Here is a 21921-nt window from a genome sequence, read left to right as displayed (position 1 = left end):
CATAATCTATTGGCTTTATGTAGCAGATAAATCAAATACAAGGTTTTCTCGTTAAGCATCGCGTCTATCAGTCGTTAGTCGTTTTATGATCCGTCTCTTCTTAGGAGAGGGACAAAGCCTGTTTAGCGACTTAATAAATCACTCCAATCATTTGTAAATAATTTCCAACTAAAAGATTCATTTTGATTTTGATTCTTTCACTGTTATCCGGAAAAGTCTTTGGGTAAGGGGAAATTTATAGAAAGGAAAGGGAAAAAGCAAGCATAAGGTTAATATAGGTTAAAATACCACATGGCGAAATAACTTATTTGTAATGAAATTTCCTTTATTTCAATATTTTGTTCTAATGTATTATACTTCTGTATAATCTTGTTACTAAACCTTATTTCATTCTGAAAAGAGTTTTTTTTGCTACTTTTTGGATAATTCGTCTATTTGATCTACATTTGCATCAGATTAATGTCCCTCTCCTAAGAAAAGAAAGACCTCCATATTGTAAGTAAATTCAACCACCACGCAATCGTTCGTGCTTATCAAAGTGATGTACCTTTTTCAGGCTATTTCGCTGTAATTGGTTCTTCTCACTTACTTTCAAAATAGCACTAATAACCATTTTGTTTGCTTTGGATAAAGCAGATTGATCAAAAGACTTCAGATAAACATGGGTAACTTCTTCACTTTGATGTCCCATAGCCTCACTGATAACCGCCGTAGGAACTCCTTCGTGATAGGCTATTGTGGCCCAACTGTGCCGGGATACGTACGAGGTTAGCTTTTCTTTTATTCCTATCAAAAGAGCTATTTTCTTCAAACGCCGGTTATGCGTACGAAGCGCATTGGTGTACACACGTTGCATATCGGCAGAAATGATGCCCGAAACAATTGGTAAGAGGTAGGGAGAACCGGCAGTCTGGCTTTCGTACTTCCGAATAATTTCCCAAGCCATTGGTTCAACTGCGATATTAACTGTGGAACTGGTTTTACGCCGCTGATAAACAATCACATTGTTATAGATGTCGGTTTTGCGTAAATGGGCAAGATCAATAAACGAGATTCCCTGAAGATAGAAACTTAGCATAAACATATCGCGGGCAAACTCCAAACTGGGATACTGACTGAGATCTGCCTCATTGATTTGAGAAATTGTTTTGTTAGACACTGCTCGTTTCATAGTAGGAATTGCTTTGGTAAAAAGGTGCTCGAATAATCCGCCCTGCAATTCGACCAACCCTTGTTTAACGGCTTTATTATACATGGATCGAATACGGGAAATGTAAAAAACGATAGAATTATGGCTTAAGCCGGAAGTGATCAGATATTCCTGATAAGAGCAAAGCCAATCATGAGTAAAACAACTGGACAATTGAATACTGTCTCCATGAAAAGATAACATACTACGCAAGGTAGACAAATACGTTTCAGCTGTACGACAACGCCCTTCACGCTTATATTCGTCAGCTATTTTAGTTACAAATTCTGATAGATTCATCCTCTTTATTATTTTAGTTATTCTCAATAAACGTAAGCAAAAAAAAGAAGTTTAAGCGGGAAAAGAAAAAAGAGAGATTATGGAAAGGAAGATTGTTTTACAATGAAACATCTCCATTCTGATGTCTCACGCCTCACACAGAATCGCACATAAGTATAACATTCGTTGTAAATAGATTGATGATGTATTGTACAACCACGGTTTATTCACTGTAGATAGAATGGAAAATGACAACCCGTTGATTTCGTCTGAATATGCTACACGGGTTATGTGCAATTATGCCATTAACACGTTGCATTGCTGCGAACATGGAAAGAAAAGTCCAGACAAATAAAAAGGTACAAAAAGCAACGGCCGTTGAATTTCGTTGCAACAAAAGAAAAGAAGAGAAAAGAAGAGAAAACATCAGTAGAAAAAGATAAAAAAGAAACTGCTACTGCTGATACTCTAGTTGAGAATTGAGAGTTGAGAGTTGAGGGTTCCATGCGGCATCGTAACTCTCAACTTTCAACTCTCAACTCTCAACTCAAATGAACTGCATTTGCACCCTAAATGAACTGCATTTGCATGCTAAATGAACTGCATTTGAGGTGTAAATGAACTGCATTTGAGGTGCAAATGAACTGCATTTTTGGATGATCCCTACATAGCTTATTTGCATCACATGTTTCTAACTAGCATAGTTTTTAAAAACTTAAGGCAAATAACTTGTAGAAAAGAAAGAAATTCTCTTTATTTGCAGGGAAATTTAATAAAAAACATATCATGAATAACGCCTTACCCACAGAGGGAAATCTTTCTGCTTTAAAAAGAGAGGATTTTCAAACAGAAGTGGATGGAAAAAAAACCGATCTATTCATCCTAAGAAATAACAATGGTATGGAAGTAGCGGTTACCAATTATGGTTGTACGCTCCTTTCAATAATGGTTCCCGACAAAGATGGAAAATACAGTAACGTAGTTTTAGGACACGATAGCATTGACCATGTAATCAACAGCCCGGAACCTTTCCTCAGTACAGTAATCGGACGCTACGGAAACCGCATAGCAAACGGTAAATTCACCTTGAACGAAGAAGAGTATAGTTTAACTATCAATAATGGGCCTAACTCCTTGCATGGCGGACCAACCGGATTTCATGCTCGCGTGTGGGATGCCGAGCAGATTAGTGATACTGTTATTCAGTTCAATTACACATCTGCCGATGGCGAAGAAGGATTCCCCGGAACATTAGATGTTTCCATACTCTATCAGCTAGATGACGATGATAACGCCCTGCTAATTAATTACACAGCAACTACCGACAAACCGACACTGGTAAACCTCACCAACCACGCATTTTTCAACCTCAGTGGTATTGCCAACCCATCTCCTTCCATAGAAAACAACATTGTTACTATTAACGCCGATTATTACACTCCTGTTGACGAGGTATCTATCCCAACCGGAGAAATTCTGAAAGTAGAAGGAACACCCATGGACTTCCGCAATCCGCATTTGGTAGGTGAGCGCATTAACGATAAATTTCAGCAACTTGTTTATGGTGCCGGATACGACCATTGTTATGTATTAAATAAAGCCGAAGCCGGTGAACTTAGCTTTGCTGCATTGTGCACCGATCCTGTAAGTAGACGTACACTGGAAGTTTATACTACCGAACCGGGAGTACAGTTATACACCGGAAACTGGTTAAATGGTTTTAAAGGTGCCCATGGTGCAACTTTCCCGGCAAGAAGCGGAATTTGTTTTGAGGCTCAACGTTTCCCCGATACGCCCAATAAACCACATTTCCCCACGGCTACATTAATGCCTGGAGAAGAATACCAACAACTAACAGTCTACAAGTTCGATGTAAGAGACTAACAAAGTAAATTCTTTAACCTGATTTATAATTAACCATTTAAAACAATTATGGAACAAAAAAAACAAAATGGTAATCTCATTGCCATTATTACGATGTGTTTTATTTTTGCTATGATTTCATTTGTAACTAACATGGCTGCCCCTTTTGGCAATATATGGGGTCACACCTATAGCTGGGCAGGCATGATGGGTAATATGATGAACTTTGCAGCGTATCTATTTATGGGAATTCCTGCCGGTAAAATGCTTGTAAAATACGGCTACAAGAAAACTGCTCTAATGGCATTGGGAGTAGGTGTTGTGGGGCTTCTTGTACAATATTTATCCAGCGAATATGGTGCAGATGTAGCCACATTTACTTATGACGAACAAATAGTAGCATTAAATCTTATTATTTATTTACTAGGAGCATTTATTTGCGGTTTCTGCGTATGTATGCTTAATACTGTAGTAAACCCCATGTTGAACTATCTTGGTGGAGGTGGAAACAAAGGAAACCAGTTGATACAAATTGGTGGTACATTGAATTCACTCACTGGTACACTGACTCCGTTGTTGGTAGGTGTTTTGATTGGTCAAGTAACTGAAAAAACAAGTATGAGCGATGTTGCTCCGTTATTGTTCATCGGTATTGGTGTATTTGTTCTATCATTCATTATCATTTCTTTTGTTAAAATAGTAGAACCTCAGCAAAAGAAAAACGAAAAATACGAGCACAGCCCATTGGCTTTCCGTCATTGTTTATTGGGTATTATTGCTATCTTCTTCTATGTAGGTATTGAAATCGGTATTCCTGCACAACTTAACTTCTACATTACCGGATTAGGTTTTGAAGGTTCGGCTGCAGTAGGTGGTACACTAGCTGCATCCTATTGGTTTTTAATGTTGATTGGCCGTGCATCAAGTAGTATTATCAGTGGAAAAGTATCTACTACTACACAAATGACTATCGTATCCGGGCTAGCAATAGCATTACTCCTTATTGGTATCTTTATGCCAGACACTATTGTTGTACAATTTAAAGGAAACGACATTCCAGTAAAATGTTTTCTGATTGCTGCATGCGGTTTGTGTACATCCATTATGTGGGGTGGTATCTTTAACCTGGCTGTAGAAGGTTTGGGTAAATATACAGCTGCTGCATCGGGCTTGTTCATGATGATGGTTGTAGGTGGTGGCGTAATGCCATTAATCCAGGACTTTATTGCCAAAGCAACTAACCCGATTACAAGTTACTGGCTTGTTATAGCCATGTTGGTATACATTTTATATTATAGCCGGATCGGTCACAAAAATGTAAACAAAGACATTCCTGTGGAATAATAATAAGTAATGAGTGATGAGTTTTGAGTAATGAGTAATGAGTATCCATGCGGATTACTCAAAACTCAAAACTCATCACTCAATACTCATCACTCAATACTCAAAACTCAATACTAATTAAAAAAGAAAGGATAACTTATGGACATTAATCATGTAAGAAGCCGTTTTGCAAAGCATTTCGATGGTGCAACAGGTTCAGTATATGCATCACCTGGTCGTATTAACCTGATTGGTGAACACACCGATTATAACGGCGGATTTGTATTCCCCGGTGCAGTAGACAAAGGTATTGTGGCCGAAATCAAACCAAACGGAACAGATAAAGTACGTGCTTACTCTATCGACCTTAAAGATTGGGTTGAATTTGGATTGAACGAAGAAGATAAGCCACGCACTACATGGGCCAGATACATTTTCGGTGTATGCCGTGAAATGATTAAGCGCGGTGTAGATGTTAAAGGATTTGATACTGCTTTTGCCGGCGATGTGCCTCTTGGAGCAGGTATGTCTTCATCTGCTGCATTAGAAAGTACATATGCTTTTGCACTTAACGAACTTTTTGGTGATAACAAAATAGACAAATTTGAATTGGCTAAAGCCGGACAGGCAACAGAACACAACTATGTGGGTGTTAACTGTGGTATCATGGACCAGTTTGCTTCTGTATTTGGAAAAGCTGGTAACCTGATTCGTTTAGACTGTCGTTCACTTGAATATAACTATTTCCCATTCAACCCACAAGGATACCGCTTGGTTCTGCTCGATTCGGTAGTTAAACATGCATTGGTTGATGGCGAATACAACAAACGTCGCGCATCTTGCGAAGCTGTTGTTGCTGTTATGCAGAAAGAACATCCTCATGTAATGTTCCTTCGCGATGCCAATATGGAAATGTTGGAAGCTGTGAAAGATCAGGTAAGCGAAGTTGATTACAAACGTGCTAAATATGTTATCGAAGAGATTCAACGTGTATTAGACGTTTCGGATGCTTTGGAACAAGGAGACTACGAAACTGTAGGCCAAAAGATGTTTGAAACTCACCACGGTATGAGCAAGCTTTACGAAGTTAGCTGCGAAGAGCTTGATTTCCTTAACGATATTGCTAAAGAATGTGGTGTTACAGGTTCGCGCGTAATGGGTGGTGGATTTGGTGGTTGTACAATCAATCTTGTTAAAGATGAATTGTATGATGGCTTCATTGCTAAAGCTAAAGAAGCTTACAATGAAAAATATGGCAAATACCCGAAAGTTTACGACGTTGTTATTTCCGACGGATCAAGAAAATTGGCTTAATCAGAAAAAGATATAATAAATAAAAAAGAGGAGGTAAAGAAGACTGAGTTATACTCAACTTCTTTACCTCCTTTACTTTCACCTAACTTGTGGTTTATTTCTTTTCGTCTAACTTCTCAAACGCGGAATTTTTACTAATAAACTCCGGAACAATTTCCTTCATGGCTTCTACTATTTTCATTTGATTGTAAGTGTAGCTTAAGTCAATCAGGTTCTGAATTCGTGTTTTCACCTCGTTATAATCATATTCGCGTACTGTAGCTATCATTATTTTCTCATGGTGAGTAGGTTTGGTGGTTTCCTTTACATTTAACAGTTCTTCGTACAACTTTTCACCATGGCGTAATCCTGTAAACTCAATCTTAATATCAGGACGTCCGGATAAGCTAATCATTCTGCGTGCAAGATCGAGAATCTTCACTGCCTTACCCATGTCAAAGATATAAATTTCGCCACCATTACTCATACAACCTGCTTCTAACACCAACCGGCAAGCCTCAGGAATAGTCATGAAATAACGGATTATTTCGGGATGAGTTACAGTTACAGGGCCACCTCTCTGTATCTGATCGCGGAAACGGGGAATTACCGAACCATTTGAGCCTAATACATTGCCAAAACGGGTAGTTATAAACTTTACTGAAGGTTTACTGTCTTTCTGGAGTTTCTTGGCAAGAGACTGTACATAAATCTCAGCCAAACGTTTAGAACACCCCATTACATTAGTTGGATTAACTGCTTTGTCGGTAGAAACCATTACAAACTTATCTGCATTATATTCAACAGCCAAATCTGCTAAAATTTTTGTACCAAGTACGTTTACCTGTATTGCCTCAGATACATTATCTTCCATCATAGGAACATGTTTATAGGCAGCAGCATGAAAAATGTATTGCGGTTGGAAATGATTAAAGATAGATCGCATGCGGTTGGCATTAGATACATCTGCTACAATCGTTTCTGCATCTATGTTTCGCCAACGATCCTGCAACTCTAAACGGATATCGTGTAAAGGCGTTTCTGCCTGGTCAACAAGTATAAGTTTATAAGGGTTAAATTGTGCAACCTGTCTCATAATTTCACTACCAATAGAACCGGCTGCTCCTGTTACCATTACACGTTTGCCTTCCAGATGCGAAGCTATTTTCTTTAAATCAACTTCAATTGTATCACGCTCCAGTAAATCCTCAATCTGTATTTCTTTTAAATCGGCAACATTTAGTGTTTGTCCTTTCCATTCGCTTAATGGTGGGGCAGTCAGCAACTTTATATTTCGTGAAAGTAGCTCATCAGTAAATTCAGAGTCTTTCATTTTATCCATCTTAGCCGGCGAAACAATGATTGTTTTAACCTCTTTACGCTCTAGGATATCAAATATCTTATCATTCAGCGGATAAATACGTACCCCCATCACTATTTTGTTTATTAGTTCCGGTTCATCGGCAATAAAACCTTTTAAACGATAACGGTTCTTAAGATTTACTCTAAGTGATTTTGCAATATTCACTCCCGCTTCTTTTGCTCCATAAATAAACACATTGGCACTATGGCTATCATCGAAATTGATAACTTCAAAAAACATCTTTACCACAATACGAGAGAAAGCCATTAAAGCAAAATTTATCACATAAGCTATAAATATAACACTTACAGAACCAATCTTAATGCCAAAGTGGAAATCCAAAAGATATGCTGCCAACATTACCACACCATATGATACAGTTAGAGAACCGAAAATACGCATAATGTCAACAAACGAGGAGAAACGAAGTACATTTGAATATGTACGGAACACACGGAAGAAAATCAGATTCACAAATACAGCGCTAAGTATTGTTCGGCCAGCAGTAGAATATTCTAAAAAGATGCTCCGCACATCATATCGTAAAGAATAAGCTAAAAAAGATGAAACGATGATAATAAATACATCGATCAAAAGAACAGTCCAAATCGGTAACACTTTGGCCGAAAGGTACTTACGGAAAATGTTTTGCTTCATTTTATTGTAGGTTTGTTTTAAGCTGTGCAAATATACATTATTTTAGGAGATTCTCATATCTATCGTAAATATTCATTGGTTTATATCTGTAAAGAAATGAGGTATTTCCAAATAGTATATTTCCTTCCATCTCTTCATAATCTCCACACATATCAACATCCACCAATCTGGTGTTATACAATGCTTCTATTTCTGGTAACAACTCCTTTGCCTTTATCACAATCAACGAGTACATTATTGTACCAAGTAAAGTTGAATCAAAGACTTCAGTATTGGATATGTTTTCTAAATAGAATACTAATAATTTCCTGAGCCATGCTATAACCTCTTCGCGTTTTTCGGGTTTATCTTCAAGAGCACAAATCATTGATTCAACAGCAAAAATACGTAAATGCGGTTCCAGTGATGGCTCTTCCATATATTCAAACAGGGTATCCAGCTGGTTTCCTGTTACATAATACAACGTTAATGGAATAACTTTTTCTGACCAACCTGCAAAATGAAAATCCTTGAACTGCCTATTTTGTCGTAACACCTCCAATACAAGATTCAGTTTTTCTGTTGCACGTAACTCACCAAAGATAAATAGTATATGTATTACTAAATAAGTTGGTGGTTCTTCCCAACATTCGTCGGATATATCATCACAGGTACGACCTATTTCGTACAGTAATATGTTTTCCAGATCCGCTAATAACTCATCGCGGTCTATGGCCAGTATTTTATCAATTGTTTCTTTTTCTAACTTAAGCATTTCCGGATCGAAAAGGAGATCCAGTTCATGATGCTTGTAAACTAATTCTGTTGGATAATCAGGGTATTGATAATTGTAGTCGGTAAAAACAAGGTTTCTCCTGGAAAATAGTTCTTCGTCGTCATAATATTCATCATCATATTCATCATCATCATCATCCAGACCAATAGTATATTCAAAGTTACCAACCCCTACACTTTTTTCGAGGATAGGGATATATTGTGATGCCTGAAGTTGTGATTTCGCAAAGAGAAAAGGTTTACCATTTCTTCCAAACTCATATTCAATCAACGGAATTTCTTCTGTGTCTTCTTCAAGAATATATTGCGCTAACGAAAAGCCTTTTACCGGTTCTATTCCTAACTCTTCGGCATAGGCCATACCACCATAAATTATATTATGTACTTCGTTATAAGCTATTTCAACCGAATCAAAAAATCTGTCTTCTATTTCTTCATAATCAATAGGGTCTATATTGAAGTAATAAAAAGCATCTTTTATTCCAAGACAATACAGATCAACCAAAAAAATTCCCAATGTACGATTCCCTGACTTATGCTGACGTACAACTACAATAGAGGCAACTCCTGCTTCCTGCCAGTCTTTGTTTATAAGACATTTTTCGATAGGAAGATTTCGGGCTTTTGTTTGAATGTATTTCTCAGGCGAGAGTTGGGGCTTGGGCTGGGCTTTATTTTGTTTTTTCTTTGACATAATTAATATTACTTTTTACATTTCATCTAACCTACATTATTCATACTATAGAATGGAAGGAGTTATCGCTTCGCTAGGAGTTAAAGGAGTTAAAGCTTTAGATGCTCTGAAGTATCTTAGAGCTATAACTCCTAAGGAGCAAAGCTCCTGATAACTCCCTTTAACTACTTCCATTCTGGAATATGAATAATTCAGGTTAATTTGCTTTCACTAATTTCTTTATTATCTAATGCATAGGTAGTGCATATTATTGCGACTTATTTGAGTATAAAAAACAAAAGTATAAAATAATTCCCGATTACTTTAACCGTAACCGGGAATTATTTTATAATTGAAAATTGAAGGTTGAAAATTGAAAGTTATCCCACATGGGATGGCAATTCAATTTTCAATTAGGCACAACGTGCAGATGAAAATTTTTCTTCATAAAAACAATATATACAATGCTTAGTAATAATATCGCCCCTAAGAAATACCAATAGCCATATCCTAATGGATGTATCCAGATATATCCTGCTACAATAACTGCTTGAACAAGCATATATAAAGATGACACTACAATATGTGGCATTTTCAATTCGTTTGCCATGAGCTGATACATGTGTTTTCGATGTGGCAACCCGATGTTTTCGTGAAGCATTACTCTATGTATAATCGTTAATATAGAATCTACTCCGTAAACAACTAGCAAAATAAAGTAACTAAAATCGTTCGTTATCAAAATTAATTTTCCGATAAAGAAAAGTATGATAAATGCTATACTTACTGACCCTACATCGCCGGCAAAACATTTGGCTTTCTTCCGGAAATTGAAAAAGTTGAAAACCAATACTGCCAGAATCATTATATAGATAAACGCCGGATCAACAAAAGCTGTTATATAATGGTTAATGTAAGCCAAAGCTAACAGGACAATCAACGAATACCCTCCGGTTATACCATTTATTCCATCCATAAAGTTATAGGCATTTATTATTCCTGTACAAACAATCAATGCTATAATCAGCCAGTACCAAGACATGTTGAATAATCCCCATTGATAAAACATGAGTGCCATTCCACTAAAGTGAAATACTAATCGAGTTTTCTGGGATATGGGGTGGATATCGTCGACAAAGCTAATCAGGGTGATTAGGGATAATCCCCCAATAAACCAAGGGTATGCAAAGCTATTGCTAATGAAGAAGGCTATAGCACCCAGAAAGAAAATAATCCCTCCACCACGCAGGGTTATGCGGGTATGGGAGCTACGTTCGTTGGGTTTATCGATGATGTTGAATTTATCGGCGATTTTGAAGTATAGGAGTTCTGCGAGGAAGAGCAGGAGGAGGATTAGGGGGTAATACATTACTTATTTGAAAAAGATTTGATTGTTTTAATTAAGCCATCTTTCGCTTGTACAGGCATTCTATTAATACCTAAAGCATTCTTCAACTTCGCATTTGAAACTACATAGTTTTCGGTCAACTTATTGAGTCTTTCGGTATTCAAAGGCAGATGCAACAAGTTTCCTATTTTTGCACATGTAGTCATAAAGCTTTTATTTATTTTCCAGATATGTGCTTTTCTTCCCATATCTTCACATATGGTTTCAATAAGTTCATTTGTGGATAATGCTTCATCATCTGCAATATGATAGATGCCGGATTCGATATCTTTATTTAAGAAACCATCTACAGCACAACACAAATTATCTATAGAAACAAAAGAGCGTCTATTTTCAAATGCTCCTAATGGCCATGGAATTCCTTTACTAACAACACTATATAGCAAATTTAGATTTCCTTTATTTCCAGGACCATGTATCATACAAGGCCTAAATATATAAACCTTTTTTTGAGGGTTAAGAGTTGAGAGTTGAGAGTTTATGTATTCTTCTGCTGCAATTTTACTCTCACCATAAGGACCTTTTGGAGCTGGGATTATGTCTTCGGTTAAGATATCACCTGGAACAAAATCGGCTGCTGCTTTTACTGAACTAAAGAATATAAACTTTGAAGCCGAAGATTCTTTGAAGAAATCAAATATTTTTTTTGTTAGTTCAGTGTTGATAGAAAAGTATTCCTCTGCTTTTGATTGGTTCTTGGTATCGTGGGCTTTGCCGGCAAGGTGGATGATGGTGTCGAAATGAGGGAGATCTTTTGTTTTAAGGTCAGCCCATTTGAATGTTTTTACAACTCCATCTCTGTCAGGGGCAACAATGTCGAGTCCATAGATTTGATGGTTGGCTTTCAAGGTAGTTAGTAGGTTGGAACCGACGAAGCCGTGGAGGCCGGTGATGAGGATGTTCATAATATTATCTACCAATACAAGTATAATCGAAGCCTAATTCTTCCAGCTCTTTTCTGTCATAAATATTACGACCATCAAGAATCAAATGATTATTCATAGCTTTCTTTACTACTGCCCAACTTGGCAAACGAAACTCTTTCCATTCTGTTACAAGCATAAGTGCATCAGCATCCAAAACCGCATCATAAATATCCTGAGCATATTTAATTTTATTTCCAATTCTTCTTTTAGTTTCCTCCATTGCAATAGGATCATATGCTTTAACATTACCACCAGCATTTACTATTTTATCAATAAGTACTAGTGAAGGAGCTTCACGCATATCATCGGTTTCTGGTTTGAAGGATAATCCCCATAAAGCAATTGTCTTTCCTGATATATCACCATTAAAATATTTCATAAGCTTGTCAAAAAGAATACTTTTCTGAGATTCATTAACTTCTTCAACAGCTTGCAATACTTTCATTGAGTAACCATTTTTTTCGGCTGTTTTTATAAGTGCTTTTACGTCTTTTGGAAAACAAGATCCACCATATCCACATCCTGGATAAAGAAACTTATTTCCAATACGACTATCTGAACCGATACCTTTACGTACCATATTGACATCGGCGCCAACGATTTCACAGAGATTTGCTATATCATTCATAAAGCTAATACGGGTTGCAAGCATGGAATTAGCTGCATATTTAATCATTTCAGCTGAAGGGACATCAGTAAATATCATCCGATAATTATTCATCATAAATGGCTTATATAACTTTTCCATCAAATCCTTTGCACGTTCCGATTCAACTCCTACAACAACCCGATCCGGTTTCATAAAATCATCAATAGCATCTCCTTCTTTTAAAAATTCCGGATTAGAAGCCACATCAAAATCTATTTTTACTCCACGCTTATCAAGTTCTTCCTGTATTGTAGCTTTTACTTTTTGCGCTGTACCTACTGGAACTGTACTCTTAGTAACAACAAGAACATATTTATTCATATTTTTACCTATAGTTCTAGCCACTTCTAAGACATATTTTAGGTCGGCACTGCCATCTTCATCAGGAGGGGTTCCAACTGCACTGAACACTATATCTACCCCATCTAAACAGGACTCTAAAGATGTGGTAAATTTTAATCTACCAGCGGCATAGTTTCTATGAACCATTTCTTCTAATCCTGGTTCATATATGGGAATAATTCCTTTTTTAAGATCTTCCACTTTTTTTTCCAAAACATCTACACAAATAACATTTACTCCCATTTCTGAAAAGCATGTTCCTGTTACTAAACCAACATAGCCGGTTCCTACAATTGCAATATTCATATTTTACAAATTATAATATGTTTTAAACCACTTAACTGTTTCTTCTATCCCTACTCTTAAAGGAGTATTAGGTTTGAATCCTACCGCTTTTTCCAGAGAAGAAGTATCTGCATAAGTTTGATACACATCTCCTGGCTGCATAGGAAGGAATTCTTTTTTAGCTTCGCACCCAATAGATTCTTCAATAGTTTTAATATAATCCATAAGTTTTACTGGCGTTGAGTTCCCTATGTTATAAATCCGGTAAGGTGCTGAGGATCTATTAGGAAAAGCTTCTTCTCCATCCCACGAAGGATCTGATGTTGGTATTTTATTAATAGTCCTAATAATACCTTCCACTATATCATCAATAAAAGTAAAGTCTCTAAACATATTACCACCATTAAAAACTTTTATTGTTTTTCCTCTTAATATTGAATCAATAAAAAGGAATGGTGACATATCAGGTCTTCCCCAAGGCCCATAAACAGTAAAGAAACGTAATCCAGTAGTTGGTAATCCAAATAAATGACTATAAGTATGAGCCATTAATTCATTTGATTTCTTTGTTGCTGCATAAAGACTTACCGGATGGTCGACATTGTCTTTCTCAGAAAAGGGAACTTTTTTATTTAAACCATACACGCTGCTTGAACTCGCATATACTAAATGTTGGACAGGGTTATTCCGACAGCCTTCCAAAATATTTAAGAATCCATTGATATTACTATCAGTATAAGCATGTGGATTCTCAAGAGAGTATCTTACTCCAGCTTGGGCGCCCAAATGACAAACACAATCAAAATTTTCCTCTGCAAAAAGATTCTCCATTGGGAGTTTATCTTCCAGATTAACACGTAAAAAATGAAAATCAGGATATGATGTACTCTGTATGCTTTGATTCCATTTTATGTCCTCATAATTGATTCCTAATGAAAGCAATCGATCATTTTTCAAATTGACATCGTAGTAATCATTTATACTATCTACCCCTATTACCACATTTCCATTTTCCAAAAGTTTTTTAGAAACATACGAACCTATAAAACCTGCGGCACCTGTTACTAATATTTTCATTATTTATTTTCTAATAAAGTTGTGTAAATCTCCAAATGCTTATTTATAACATTTTTAATAGAGAATTCCCTTTCCGCCAATGCTCTGGAATGTTTCCCCATTCGAATTCTCAATTTCTTCTCATCAATTAATTTTTTGAGTTTTTCTGCCAAGATATCACTGTTTTTTATTGGTATTAAATAACCATTCAGATCGTTTTCAACAGTTTCTCTACAGCCAATAGAATCTGTAGTTATAATAGGGCGCCCCACAGCAGTCGCCTCAATAAGAGATTTTGGCAGTCCTTCTTTATAATAAGATGGAAAAGCTACAATGTGTGCATTTTGAAGCAAATGAAAAATATCAGATCTATAGCCTAGCCACTGAATATATTCTCCATCACATGCACTCTTTAACTCTTCTTTTTTTATTGCTTTAGGGTTATCGTCCAATCCACCACACAACAGGAACTTCACCTTATCATTATATTCTTTCTTCAATTTTAAAGCCGCATCAATTAAAATAAAAACCCCTTTTTCAATAATCATTCGTGCAGTAAACAAAATTGTTATTTTACCGATTTCAGGCTCTGGAGTGTAATAAAACAGATTCAAATCAATCCCTGACCCTTTAATCAAACGGGATTGTGTATCATCTATTATATGATGATTTATAAATAAAGATTTGTCTTCATCATTTTGAAAAATAGCCAACAAGTTTTGCTGATGATGAGAATATTTCAATATTTTAGGAAGCACTTTAGCTATTAATGATTTATTTTCATCTGAAAAGAAAATACCTAAACCACTTATAGCATTTACCACCCCATTTACTTTAGCCCACTTAGCAGCAAGTGTACCCCATAGAATAGTTTTTAATCCTACATGATGTACAATATCTGGTTTATTCTTTTTATATAATCTATATAGAAAATAGCAAGTATTGAGTTCTTGAAATATATTTTGGCCTGAGCGATTCATAGGTAAATCGATAAATTTCAAACCCATTTTCTCAATTTCTTGCTTTTTTCCTGTGTCTTTTGCTATTATAATTACATCATAACCTTTTTTTTTACATTGGATAGCTATGTCCTTACGATGCGATAAAAAAAACCAATCAACGTTAACTACAATAAAGAGCTTCATTAAGTAATTGTTTAAATATCCTTTATTTTTTTTGCTGGAGAACCAGCCACTATCACATTTGATGGTGTATTTTTCGTAACAATTGCCCCAGCAGCAATTATTGAGCGAGAACCGATATTAACACCAGATAAAACTCTAACCCCACAACCTATCCACACATCATCCTCTATCAAAACTTTTTCTTGCTTCATTGGATTATATTTTATAGGCAAATCCTGATCGTCCCATGTATGGTTTGAACTTAAAATTGATGTTGAATGTGCTATCGAAACATTATTGCCTATGCGAATATCTCCCTCTGCATCCAGATAACACATAGGATGTATACTAACATTAGAACCTATCGAAAGATTTTCTATATGATAAATAAAAACCCGTGGAGCAATATATACATTTGTACCACAATCTTTTGCCAAAACCGAACAAAGAATAAATCTTATTAAAGCTCCCAATTTCGAATCAAAATTAGCAGATACTTTAAATAAATATTTATTAAAACTTCTGGGGAAAACTTTCGATATATTTATTAATATATTGATAATTTTATTGTATTTGGAAAAAAAATCACGCCCACTTTTACCCATATCAAATACTATTAAATATTTTAGTGTAAAAATCCATACGTTTTTTTTCCAGGTTGTTATAAGAATATTTCCGAGAAGTAGAATAATTATTTATTCCTTGTTCGAATCTTAAATCATCATTTATATATAATTTATATATATCTTCTGCCAATTTTATATAATTACCTTTCTCATGCAAATACTCACTATCTAATAATTCCGGAATTCCTGCAACAGAAGACGCAACACAAGCACAAGATCTACTCATTGCCTCAATAATTGCTCTTGGTAAACCTTCTTGGAAAGACGGATGAACATACAGATCTAGAGAATCTAAAAAATCAAAGATTTCTTCATGACTTAATGGACCAACAAATTCGATTAAATCCAATATATTTAGTTTTTTTGCTATTTTTATTAAGTCTAAAGAATCACCAGCGCCTACTATTTTATAATAAATCTGAATACCATATTTTTCTTTTAAAAGCGCAATACTTCTTAACATTATATGATACCCTTTAAATTTAACTGACAAGTTCCCTATCTGCCCACATATAAATGTATTCTTTTTGTTAAAATCCTCACGATTTTTTCTTTTAAATAACTCTATAAATACATTTGAACAAGATACTGTATAAATCACTTTAGCTGCCGGATATATATTTTGCAAATAATATTGAGTTACATATAATACATAAGATGATTCGGCCACAACCTCTTTTAGTCTTTTATGAATAATAGGAGCCAAAATTTTTCCAAATAAAGTCCCATAATAAAAATACGCATCAAAGGCATTTGCAACAACTTCAATAATATAAGGCTTATCAAGTTTTTTACACTTTTCAATAACTGCCAATCCCAATATACTTGGTAAACGGATAACTGCTACATCTGTATTTTCAAGATTAGCCAAAATTTCTTCATTAATTAATCTCTTCTTAAATAAAATATCGAGAGGACTCTTGTATATCTGGGAAAGATTAAAGGAAACCCCTTCATAAGATGAAACAACTCCTTTATTCGAAGAACTTATTTCACGCGCATAAATTGAAAGTGAATTCATACCATCTAATAAATATCTATTCCATACACTTTTAGGTAAACCAGATGTTGAATAATAAAGATTATTTTTCTTAAAAAAACGATGGTCATGAACAAATAATACACGCATATTTTGTAGATTAAATACATACCCATAACTATCTCAACCAATAATAGAGTTGAATAAATAGTATGAATATTGACATTGAGATTGAAAGGAAATTATTAAATTTTGATTTACATGAATAAAAACCATACGCCGTTAAAATATAGAGAAACGGCATCATTATTGTTTTATGTCTAAACTGCAAAGATATAGTACCAAGAAGCAATGAATATACCAATATAATTAATGATACATATTGTATATTCTTCTTATTGAACGATATAAGTAAACCTGCAAATATATATCTCCAACAAAAAATTAAATATAAAGCACATAAGGTTGTAGATAAAAAATATCTTAAATTAAATATTCCTGATGTATATATCTCAAAATTCAGAAAAGGAGAAAATAAAAAAAAAGCAGCAAGTAATGGTATGCCTATAATTTTAGGCAGTAACATTAATTTTACTAAGGTTGAATCTTCATCTATTTGCGCTAATGTACGTAAATAACTTTCTCTAAATAATCCTTCAAATTTACCTGCTGAAATCTCAATAAGAAAAGGCATAATTAATACAAAAAAAGAAACAAACACTATAAAAGTAATAATATAAATTAAGTTTGCTTGTTTTTTTGTTTTCAATTTATTATAAAATATATCACGAGATAAAATAAAGATGCCAACTCCTGCAAAAACAATTGAGCCAAAGCGTATATACGAAATTAAAAGTAAGCTAAATATTAGTACAATATAATTTTTATTTAAAAAAGAGCAGAAAGAAAGAAGCAAAAAGGTAACAATCCAAGCATCCCTCATTAGGATAATTCCATTTGCAATAATAAATGGACAAAATAGTACCAATCTTTGTGCCAAAAATGAAATTTTCTCATTATTTAATAATAACTGAGTAAACTTGTATGTCAAATAAGGCAAAAAACAAATTCCCAATAAATTAGGAATCAAAATATTAAGCGGAGAATTTATTGAGAATGGATATAATACTTTAAGAAAAGTAACATAAGGATATGTTTTATCTGCTATTACTGTGGGTGTATATGGCAGTCGAAAATCAACTAACTGAGCAAAATATCGAACATCGTCTGTTCCAACGCCACCTTCTGGACCCGTCAAACCTAAATAATTAGGTAATGTATATATTTGAACTAAATAGATTATTAAACAGCAAAGCAAATAGAAATGGAAATATATATAATTTTCAAATTTCTTTTTTTTCTCAATTTTTAATGATAAGACAAAAAAAAGAAGAAGAGAATAACAATAAGAGAATAGGGAAGTATTATCTATTACCAGTATAAAAAATACAGAAAATAAAAAAAGAGAAAATGATATTTTTTGATTTTGATTAATTGCAATCATATATAAAACTTAATATCTTATATAAGTCATTATTTTGTTTAGTAATTAACTCATTAACTCTTTTATTTCCTCTTTCTACAAATAAGTTATATAATTCTTTATCTGTTTCGATTTGTAAGATGCGATTAGATATTTCATCAATCTTATACGGATTATAATACAAAACTGCATTCTCACATACTTCCGGTATGCTAGTGGAACATGAAGAAATAACCGGTATATTGTTGTACATGGCTACTAAAGGAGGATAACCAAATCCCTCATTTAGTGATGGATAAACAAAACAAAAGGCATTTTTAAAAAAAAAATCCAATGTTTCTTGAGATACATAAGAATGAAACTCAAATTTTAATTTATTTGATATCCATTTCTCCATTAGTTTGTTACTTCCCAAAACAACTATTCTCTTTTCTTTTAAATGTCCATTTGAAATAAGAGAATCAAATGCTAATAAAGTTCTATATACATTTTTCTCAAATCTATTCGCACTAATTATTAAATAATAATCTTTTGTATAATTCCCCGAGGGTGGAATACCAAAATCAAAAGGAGAATAAAATACATGGATATCCTCCTTATTAAGGAAAGGATAAAAATACAATAATGAATATTTAGAATGATTTGAAACTGTAACAATTTTAATATTTTTTTTTGACAACAATTTACTTGTATTCTTAATATGTCTTTTCCGTTTTATTTCTTGAAGAAATTTGAATTGAGAAATAAAATAATAGATAAAACGTTTCAAAAAACCAGAAATATATTTAAAACGATAATAATCCCATGGAAGTTCGATAGGCCTTATTCCATGCATAACAATTATAAAAGTTACACTATAAATATCAAAATCTTGATACTTATATGGTAAGGCAGAATAAAATTTCACATATTGTCCACCTCTTAATAAATTATATAAATCTGATTTGTTTTTAACCATTATGATGTTAAAATTATTCTTTTCAAGTAACATTAAAAGTTCCGGATCTATTGACATTTCTTCATAAAAAAACACATCAAAATGATATCCATTCTCTATAGATTTTTTTAATATAAATTTTGCATATTCTGCTCCACCACTAAATTTTACATTATCATTAGTTTGTGTAGCGGCACCATCAAAAAGTACTTGATTCATAAAAAGGACAGGAATTTATAAGTTTATCTAAATCCAAAATAGGTTTAACCCAAGAGTCTTTATGCTTCAAAATATCCCAATAATTAACATCTTCAGTTATAATATAAGGAGAAACATCGTTTTTACCGATTGAATAATAATAATCATAGAATGCATATCGTTTTTTTTCTCCTTTCTCAAATTCAATCCAGCAATTAGGGATATTATATGCGTCTGAAATTATAATTCCATGCAAGGAACTGGATAGTATAAACTCACATTCATTTATTTTATCAATAAATGAATGCCAATTTTCAACATCCCGCACATCAATTATTGATATATTTTCTATTCTTGCACTTATTTCCTTATATAATCCATTCCTAAAATCACGCATATGAGGAATTAATCCTACTTTAAATTTCTTTTTAACAATGGGTTTATAAAAACGAGGAAAAAGCAGAGCTGGATCTCCATATACTTCGGGACAAGGTATATCTTGATCTAAAAGATATTTCCTTGTTAAAGGTCCACGTACAGCTAAAACTTTTAAAGGTTTAGATGAGATTTTTTTTTCTGGATAAACCACTCCTGATCCCCATATTATAGAATTAGGCGTTGTCATCCAGGATATAATACTGCCAATACATAAATACTCTTCCTTTTTCTTAAAATTACAATAATAGATGGAGGGTATTATTCTCTTGTTAGGTGATAATAATTGGGCTAAAACCGTACTCACATCATCACCCCAATTATGAGACAATGGGGTAATAGATGACTTTATTAAAACTATATTATTTCTATATTTTAAATTAATTATTTTCTTTAAGAGAATAATAAACCCTGACATCGAACGATTCAGTACAACAAATAAACTTCTTTTAAAACCATATTTTCTTATTTTCTTCAACATCATTTTTTTATTATTTTGTTACATATAAATGATGCAATGTGATTTCTTTCCTGTTTTTTTAATCCTAACAAATATACAGATAAGCATGATGAAATAAAAGCTATAAAAAAAGTTATAATAAATGACATCCATGAGTTATTCCCTATCCAACAAAACATAATTATCGGAAATACTGTGCCCAAAATCAACAGTAGTATATTTTTAAATATTACTTCTTTGAAAAATAAAATAATAGGAAGTCCTATTTTCTCATTCACATATCGAATCCGGTATCCAAATAAAAAGAAAGCAATAAATATTCTTATAATCCATACTAGTGGAGGATAATCATAGTATTGTAATAAGATATAAGATAAAGGGAGATTTACCAATGTTACGATACCTATTATGATTTGATATTTCTGTATATTTCCAATAGCTTGTGCAGTAATCCATAAAGGAGAAGAAACAACATCAAATATTAAATAAACAATAATAAAACGTGCAAATATATCTGTATATTCAGGTACATCAATTAACCATTTTTCCAATACAAAATCTATGGTGAGGAATAAAGGAAAAGCAATAATGAAATATAAAAAAAACGAAAATCTAGATAATTGAATTATTTTATTTTTCAATTCATCAATTTTATTCTCAGCATATATTTTTGTTAGAAAAGGGTTAAAAGCTATTTGAAAATTTGAAACAAAGTTATATACTGCATGGGTAATCTGATTAGCTATTCCAGTTGCAGCATTTATTGAAACCCCAAAAAAGATATTTAAAAGTATATTTGAACCTTGTTGAACTGATACATTAGAAATATTACCAAAAATACTCCAACCGGAAAAAGTTAATAATTCCTTGTATGAAGTATAATCATAAAAAAAACAATAACGACAGAAACATATATATCGTTTACAATAGATATAATATATAATATAAATAAGAATTGCTACGAATAATACCAAGAAAGCATACATTATTAATCGATCACCACCAAACGCAATCAATAAGAAAACAATTAATAATTTGAAAATTGTTTCGGCAATAGTGACATATGCATAAAAAGACATACGTTCATTTGCTATTATTGAAGCATTATAAGGAACTCTTAATATTTGAACCAAAAAAGTAAACAAGGAAAATTGATATACCCAATTAGCCGCTTCAATACGATCTTCAGGTATATTTATTTGAGAATTTAAAAACCACAACCCTATTGATTCAGCTAATATTAAAATAATAATAGCCAAAAAAAAATGGATTGTTATACTCATCGAAAATATTTTGATTGCCCCTGCATTATTTGCTTTACCTAATTCTATGTTTAAAAAACGTTGTGTGGATGTAGTCATTGCCGTATTCAAAAAAGAAAAAAGAACGACTACGCCACCAACAATATTATAAATACCAAAATCAATAACACCCAGATATTCTAGAACTATACGAGATGTATAGAATGTTACAAACATTGTAACAAACATCCGTATATATAAATATAAAGTATTTTGAGTTACTCTTTTATTATTTGAAACATTCCCCATTTACAAAAACTGAACCTTACGATTTTTTTCATTATTGTTTATAAGAATT

Annotated in this window: 17 protein-coding genes; 3 read left to right on the top strand and 14 right to left on the bottom strand. The window is 33.4% G+C overall.

Features of this window, described 5'->3' with window-relative positions; genetic code table 11:
* Window positions 1-505 precede the first annotated feature (505 nt).
* Window positions 506-1489, bottom strand: coding sequence for a site-specific integrase (locus D0T85_RS19490; RefSeq protein WP_163215184.1), 984 nt, complete (start codon window positions 1487-1489; stop codon window positions 506-508).
* Between the two features lie 765 nt (window positions 1490-2254).
* Between D0T85_RS19490 and D0T85_RS19485 the strand changes: the two genes are divergently transcribed.
* The 3 genes from D0T85_RS19485 to galK all read left to right on the top strand — a co-directional run bounded on the left by D0T85_RS19485 (window position 2255) and on the right by galK (window position 5968).
* A complete protein-coding gene (locus D0T85_RS19485; protein WP_163215183.1) occupies window positions 2255-3352 on the top strand; it encodes an aldose epimerase family protein in 1098 nt (365 codons plus the stop codon).
* Between the two features lie 48 nt (window positions 3353-3400).
* Window positions 3401-4675, top strand: a complete 1275-nt coding sequence (locus D0T85_RS19480; protein ID WP_163215182.1) for an MFS transporter — start codon at window positions 3401-3403, stop codon at window positions 4673-4675.
* Window positions 4676-4813: 138 nt separating this feature from the next.
* Window positions 4814-5968: a galactokinase gene (gene galK, locus D0T85_RS19475; protein ID WP_163215181.1), complete on the top strand. Its 1155-nt coding sequence runs from the start codon at window positions 4814-4816 to the stop codon at window positions 5966-5968.
* A 94-nt stretch (window positions 5969-6062) separates the two neighbouring features.
* Here galK and D0T85_RS19470 read toward each other — a convergent pair whose 3' ends face one another.
* The 13 genes from D0T85_RS19470 to D0T85_RS19410 form a co-directional block, all read right to left on the bottom strand.
* On the bottom strand, window positions 6063-7967 hold the full coding sequence (locus tag D0T85_RS19470) for a nucleoside-diphosphate sugar epimerase/dehydratase (protein WP_163215180.1): 1905 nt from the start codon (window positions 7965-7967) through the stop codon (window positions 6063-6065).
* 37 nt (window positions 7968-8004) lie between these two features.
* Window positions 8005-9435 (bottom strand): DUF1186 domain-containing protein, encoded by a 1431-nt coding sequence (locus D0T85_RS19465; RefSeq protein ID WP_163215179.1) that lies wholly within the window; start codon window positions 9433-9435, stop codon window positions 8005-8007.
* 388 nt (window positions 9436-9823) lie between these two features.
* Complete coding sequence (locus D0T85_RS19460; protein ID WP_163215178.1) at window positions 9824-10783, bottom strand: glycosyltransferase family 4 protein; 960 nt, start codon at window positions 10781-10783, stop codon at window positions 9824-9826.
* Complete coding sequence (locus tag D0T85_RS19455; RefSeq protein ID WP_163215177.1) at window positions 10783-11727, bottom strand: NAD-dependent epimerase/dehydratase family protein; 945 nt, start codon at window positions 11725-11727, stop codon at window positions 10783-10785. Before D0T85_RS19455 ends, D0T85_RS19460 begins: the two co-directional genes overlap by 1 nt.
* Window positions 11728-11731: 4 nt before the next feature.
* A complete protein-coding gene (locus tag D0T85_RS19450) occupies window positions 11732-13045 on the bottom strand; it encodes a UDP-glucose/GDP-mannose dehydrogenase family protein (RefSeq protein ID WP_163215176.1) in 1314 nt (437 codons plus the stop codon).
* Between the two features lie 3 nt (window positions 13046-13048).
* Window positions 13049-14101, bottom strand: a complete 1053-nt coding sequence (locus tag D0T85_RS19445; protein WP_163215175.1) for an NAD-dependent epimerase — start codon at window positions 14099-14101, stop codon at window positions 13049-13051.
* Window positions 14101-15225 carry a glycosyltransferase family 4 protein gene (locus tag D0T85_RS19440; RefSeq protein WP_163215174.1) on the bottom strand — a complete coding sequence of 375 codons (1125 nt, stop codon included), beginning with the start codon at window positions 15223-15225 and terminating at the stop codon, window positions 14101-14103. The genes D0T85_RS19445 and D0T85_RS19440 overlap by 1 nt, the downstream gene beginning before the upstream one ends.
* An 11-nt stretch (window positions 15226-15236) precedes the next feature.
* A complete protein-coding gene (locus tag D0T85_RS19435; protein ID WP_163215173.1) occupies window positions 15237-15809 on the bottom strand; it encodes an acyltransferase in 573 nt (190 codons plus the stop codon).
* A gap of 1 nt (window position 15810) precedes the next feature.
* A complete protein-coding gene (locus D0T85_RS19430; protein ID WP_163215172.1) occupies window positions 15811-16959 on the bottom strand; it encodes a glycosyltransferase family 4 protein in 1149 nt (382 codons plus the stop codon).
* Window positions 16960-16987: 28 nt separating this feature from the next.
* Complete coding sequence (locus D0T85_RS19425; RefSeq protein WP_163215171.1) at window positions 16988-18313, bottom strand: hypothetical protein; 1326 nt, start codon at window positions 18311-18313, stop codon at window positions 16988-16990.
* Entirely contained in the window at window positions 18300-19448 is a 1149-nt protein-coding gene (locus D0T85_RS19420) for a glycosyltransferase (protein ID WP_163215170.1), read from the bottom strand. The genes D0T85_RS19425 and D0T85_RS19420 overlap by 14 nt, the downstream gene beginning before the upstream one ends.
* Window positions 19429-20346, bottom strand: coding sequence for a polysaccharide pyruvyl transferase family protein (locus D0T85_RS19415; protein WP_163215169.1), 918 nt, complete (start codon window positions 20344-20346; stop codon window positions 19429-19431). The genes D0T85_RS19420 and D0T85_RS19415 overlap by 20 nt, the downstream gene beginning before the upstream one ends.
* A complete protein-coding gene (locus D0T85_RS19410) occupies window positions 20343-21872 on the bottom strand; it encodes a lipopolysaccharide biosynthesis protein (RefSeq protein WP_163215168.1) in 1530 nt (509 codons plus the stop codon). Before D0T85_RS19410 ends, D0T85_RS19415 begins: the two co-directional genes overlap by 4 nt.
* Window positions 21873-21921: the final 49 nt, after the last annotated feature.

It is taken from the genome of Bacteroides sp. 519 (assembly GCF_010500955.1).
Lineage (GTDB): Bacteria > Bacteroidota > Bacteroidia > Bacteroidales > Bacteroidaceae > Bacteroides.
The sequence above is the reverse complement of the archived record's forward strand: the minus strand, read 5'-3'. Positions and strand labels throughout refer to the sequence as shown.

What these genes read in the sequence shown, in the direction of transcription:
- D0T85_RS19465 (WP_163215179.1), bottom strand. Translation starts at nt 9,435, where the DNA reads ATGTCAAAGAAAAAACAAAATAAAGCCCAGCCCAAGCCCCAACTCTCG.
- D0T85_RS19460 (WP_163215178.1), bottom strand. Translation starts at nt 10,783, where the DNA reads ATGTATTACCCCCTAATCCTCCTCCTGCTCTTCCTCGCAGAACTCCTA.
- D0T85_RS19425 (WP_163215171.1), bottom strand. Translation starts at nt 18,313, where the DNA reads ATGATTGCAATTAATCAAAATCAAAAAATATCATTTTCTCTTTTTTTA.
- D0T85_RS19410 (WP_163215168.1), bottom strand. Translation starts at nt 21,872, where the DNA reads ATGGGGAATGTTTCAAATAATAAAAGAGTAACTCAAAATACTTTATAT.
- D0T85_RS19490 (WP_163215184.1), bottom strand. Translation starts at nt 1,489, where the DNA reads ATGAATCTATCAGAATTTGTAACTAAAATAGCTGACGAATATAAGCGT.
- D0T85_RS19430 (WP_163215172.1), bottom strand. Translation starts at nt 16,959, where the DNA reads ATGCGTGTATTATTTGTTCATGACCATCGTTTTTTTAAGAAAAATAAT.
- D0T85_RS19455 (WP_163215177.1), bottom strand. Translation starts at nt 11,727, where the DNA reads ATGAACATCCTCATCACCGGCCTCCACGGCTTCGTCGGTTCCAACCTA.
- D0T85_RS19470 (WP_163215180.1), bottom strand. Translation starts at nt 7,967, where the DNA reads ATGAAGCAAAACATTTTCCGTAAGTACCTTTCGGCCAAAGTGTTACCG.
- D0T85_RS19445 (WP_163215175.1), bottom strand. Translation starts at nt 14,101, where the DNA reads ATGAAAATATTAGTAACAGGTGCCGCAGGTTTTATAGGTTCGTATGTT.
- D0T85_RS19420 (WP_163215170.1), bottom strand. Translation starts at nt 19,448, where the DNA reads ATGAATCAAGTACTTTTTGATGGTGCCGCTACACAAACTAATGATAAT.
- D0T85_RS19450 (WP_163215176.1), bottom strand. Translation starts at nt 13,045, where the DNA reads ATGAATATTGCAATTGTAGGAACCGGCTATGTTGGTTTAGTAACAGGA.
- D0T85_RS19480 (WP_163215182.1), top strand. Translation starts at nt 3,401, where the DNA reads ATGGAACAAAAAAAACAAAATGGTAATCTCATTGCCATTATTACGATG.
- D0T85_RS19415 (WP_163215169.1), bottom strand. Translation starts at nt 20,346, where the DNA reads ATGATGTTGAAGAAAATAAGAAAATATGGTTTTAAAAGAAGTTTATTT.
- galK (WP_163215181.1), top strand. Translation starts at nt 4,814, where the DNA reads ATGGACATTAATCATGTAAGAAGCCGTTTTGCAAAGCATTTCGATGGT.
- D0T85_RS19435 (WP_163215173.1), bottom strand. Translation starts at nt 15,809, where the DNA reads ATGGGTAAAAGTGGGCGTGATTTTTTTTCCAAATACAATAAAATTATC.
- D0T85_RS19440 (WP_163215174.1), bottom strand. Translation starts at nt 15,225, where the DNA reads ATGAAGCTCTTTATTGTAGTTAACGTTGATTGGTTTTTTTTATCGCAT.
- D0T85_RS19485 (WP_163215183.1), top strand. Translation starts at nt 2,255, where the DNA reads ATGAATAACGCCTTACCCACAGAGGGAAATCTTTCTGCTTTAAAAAGA.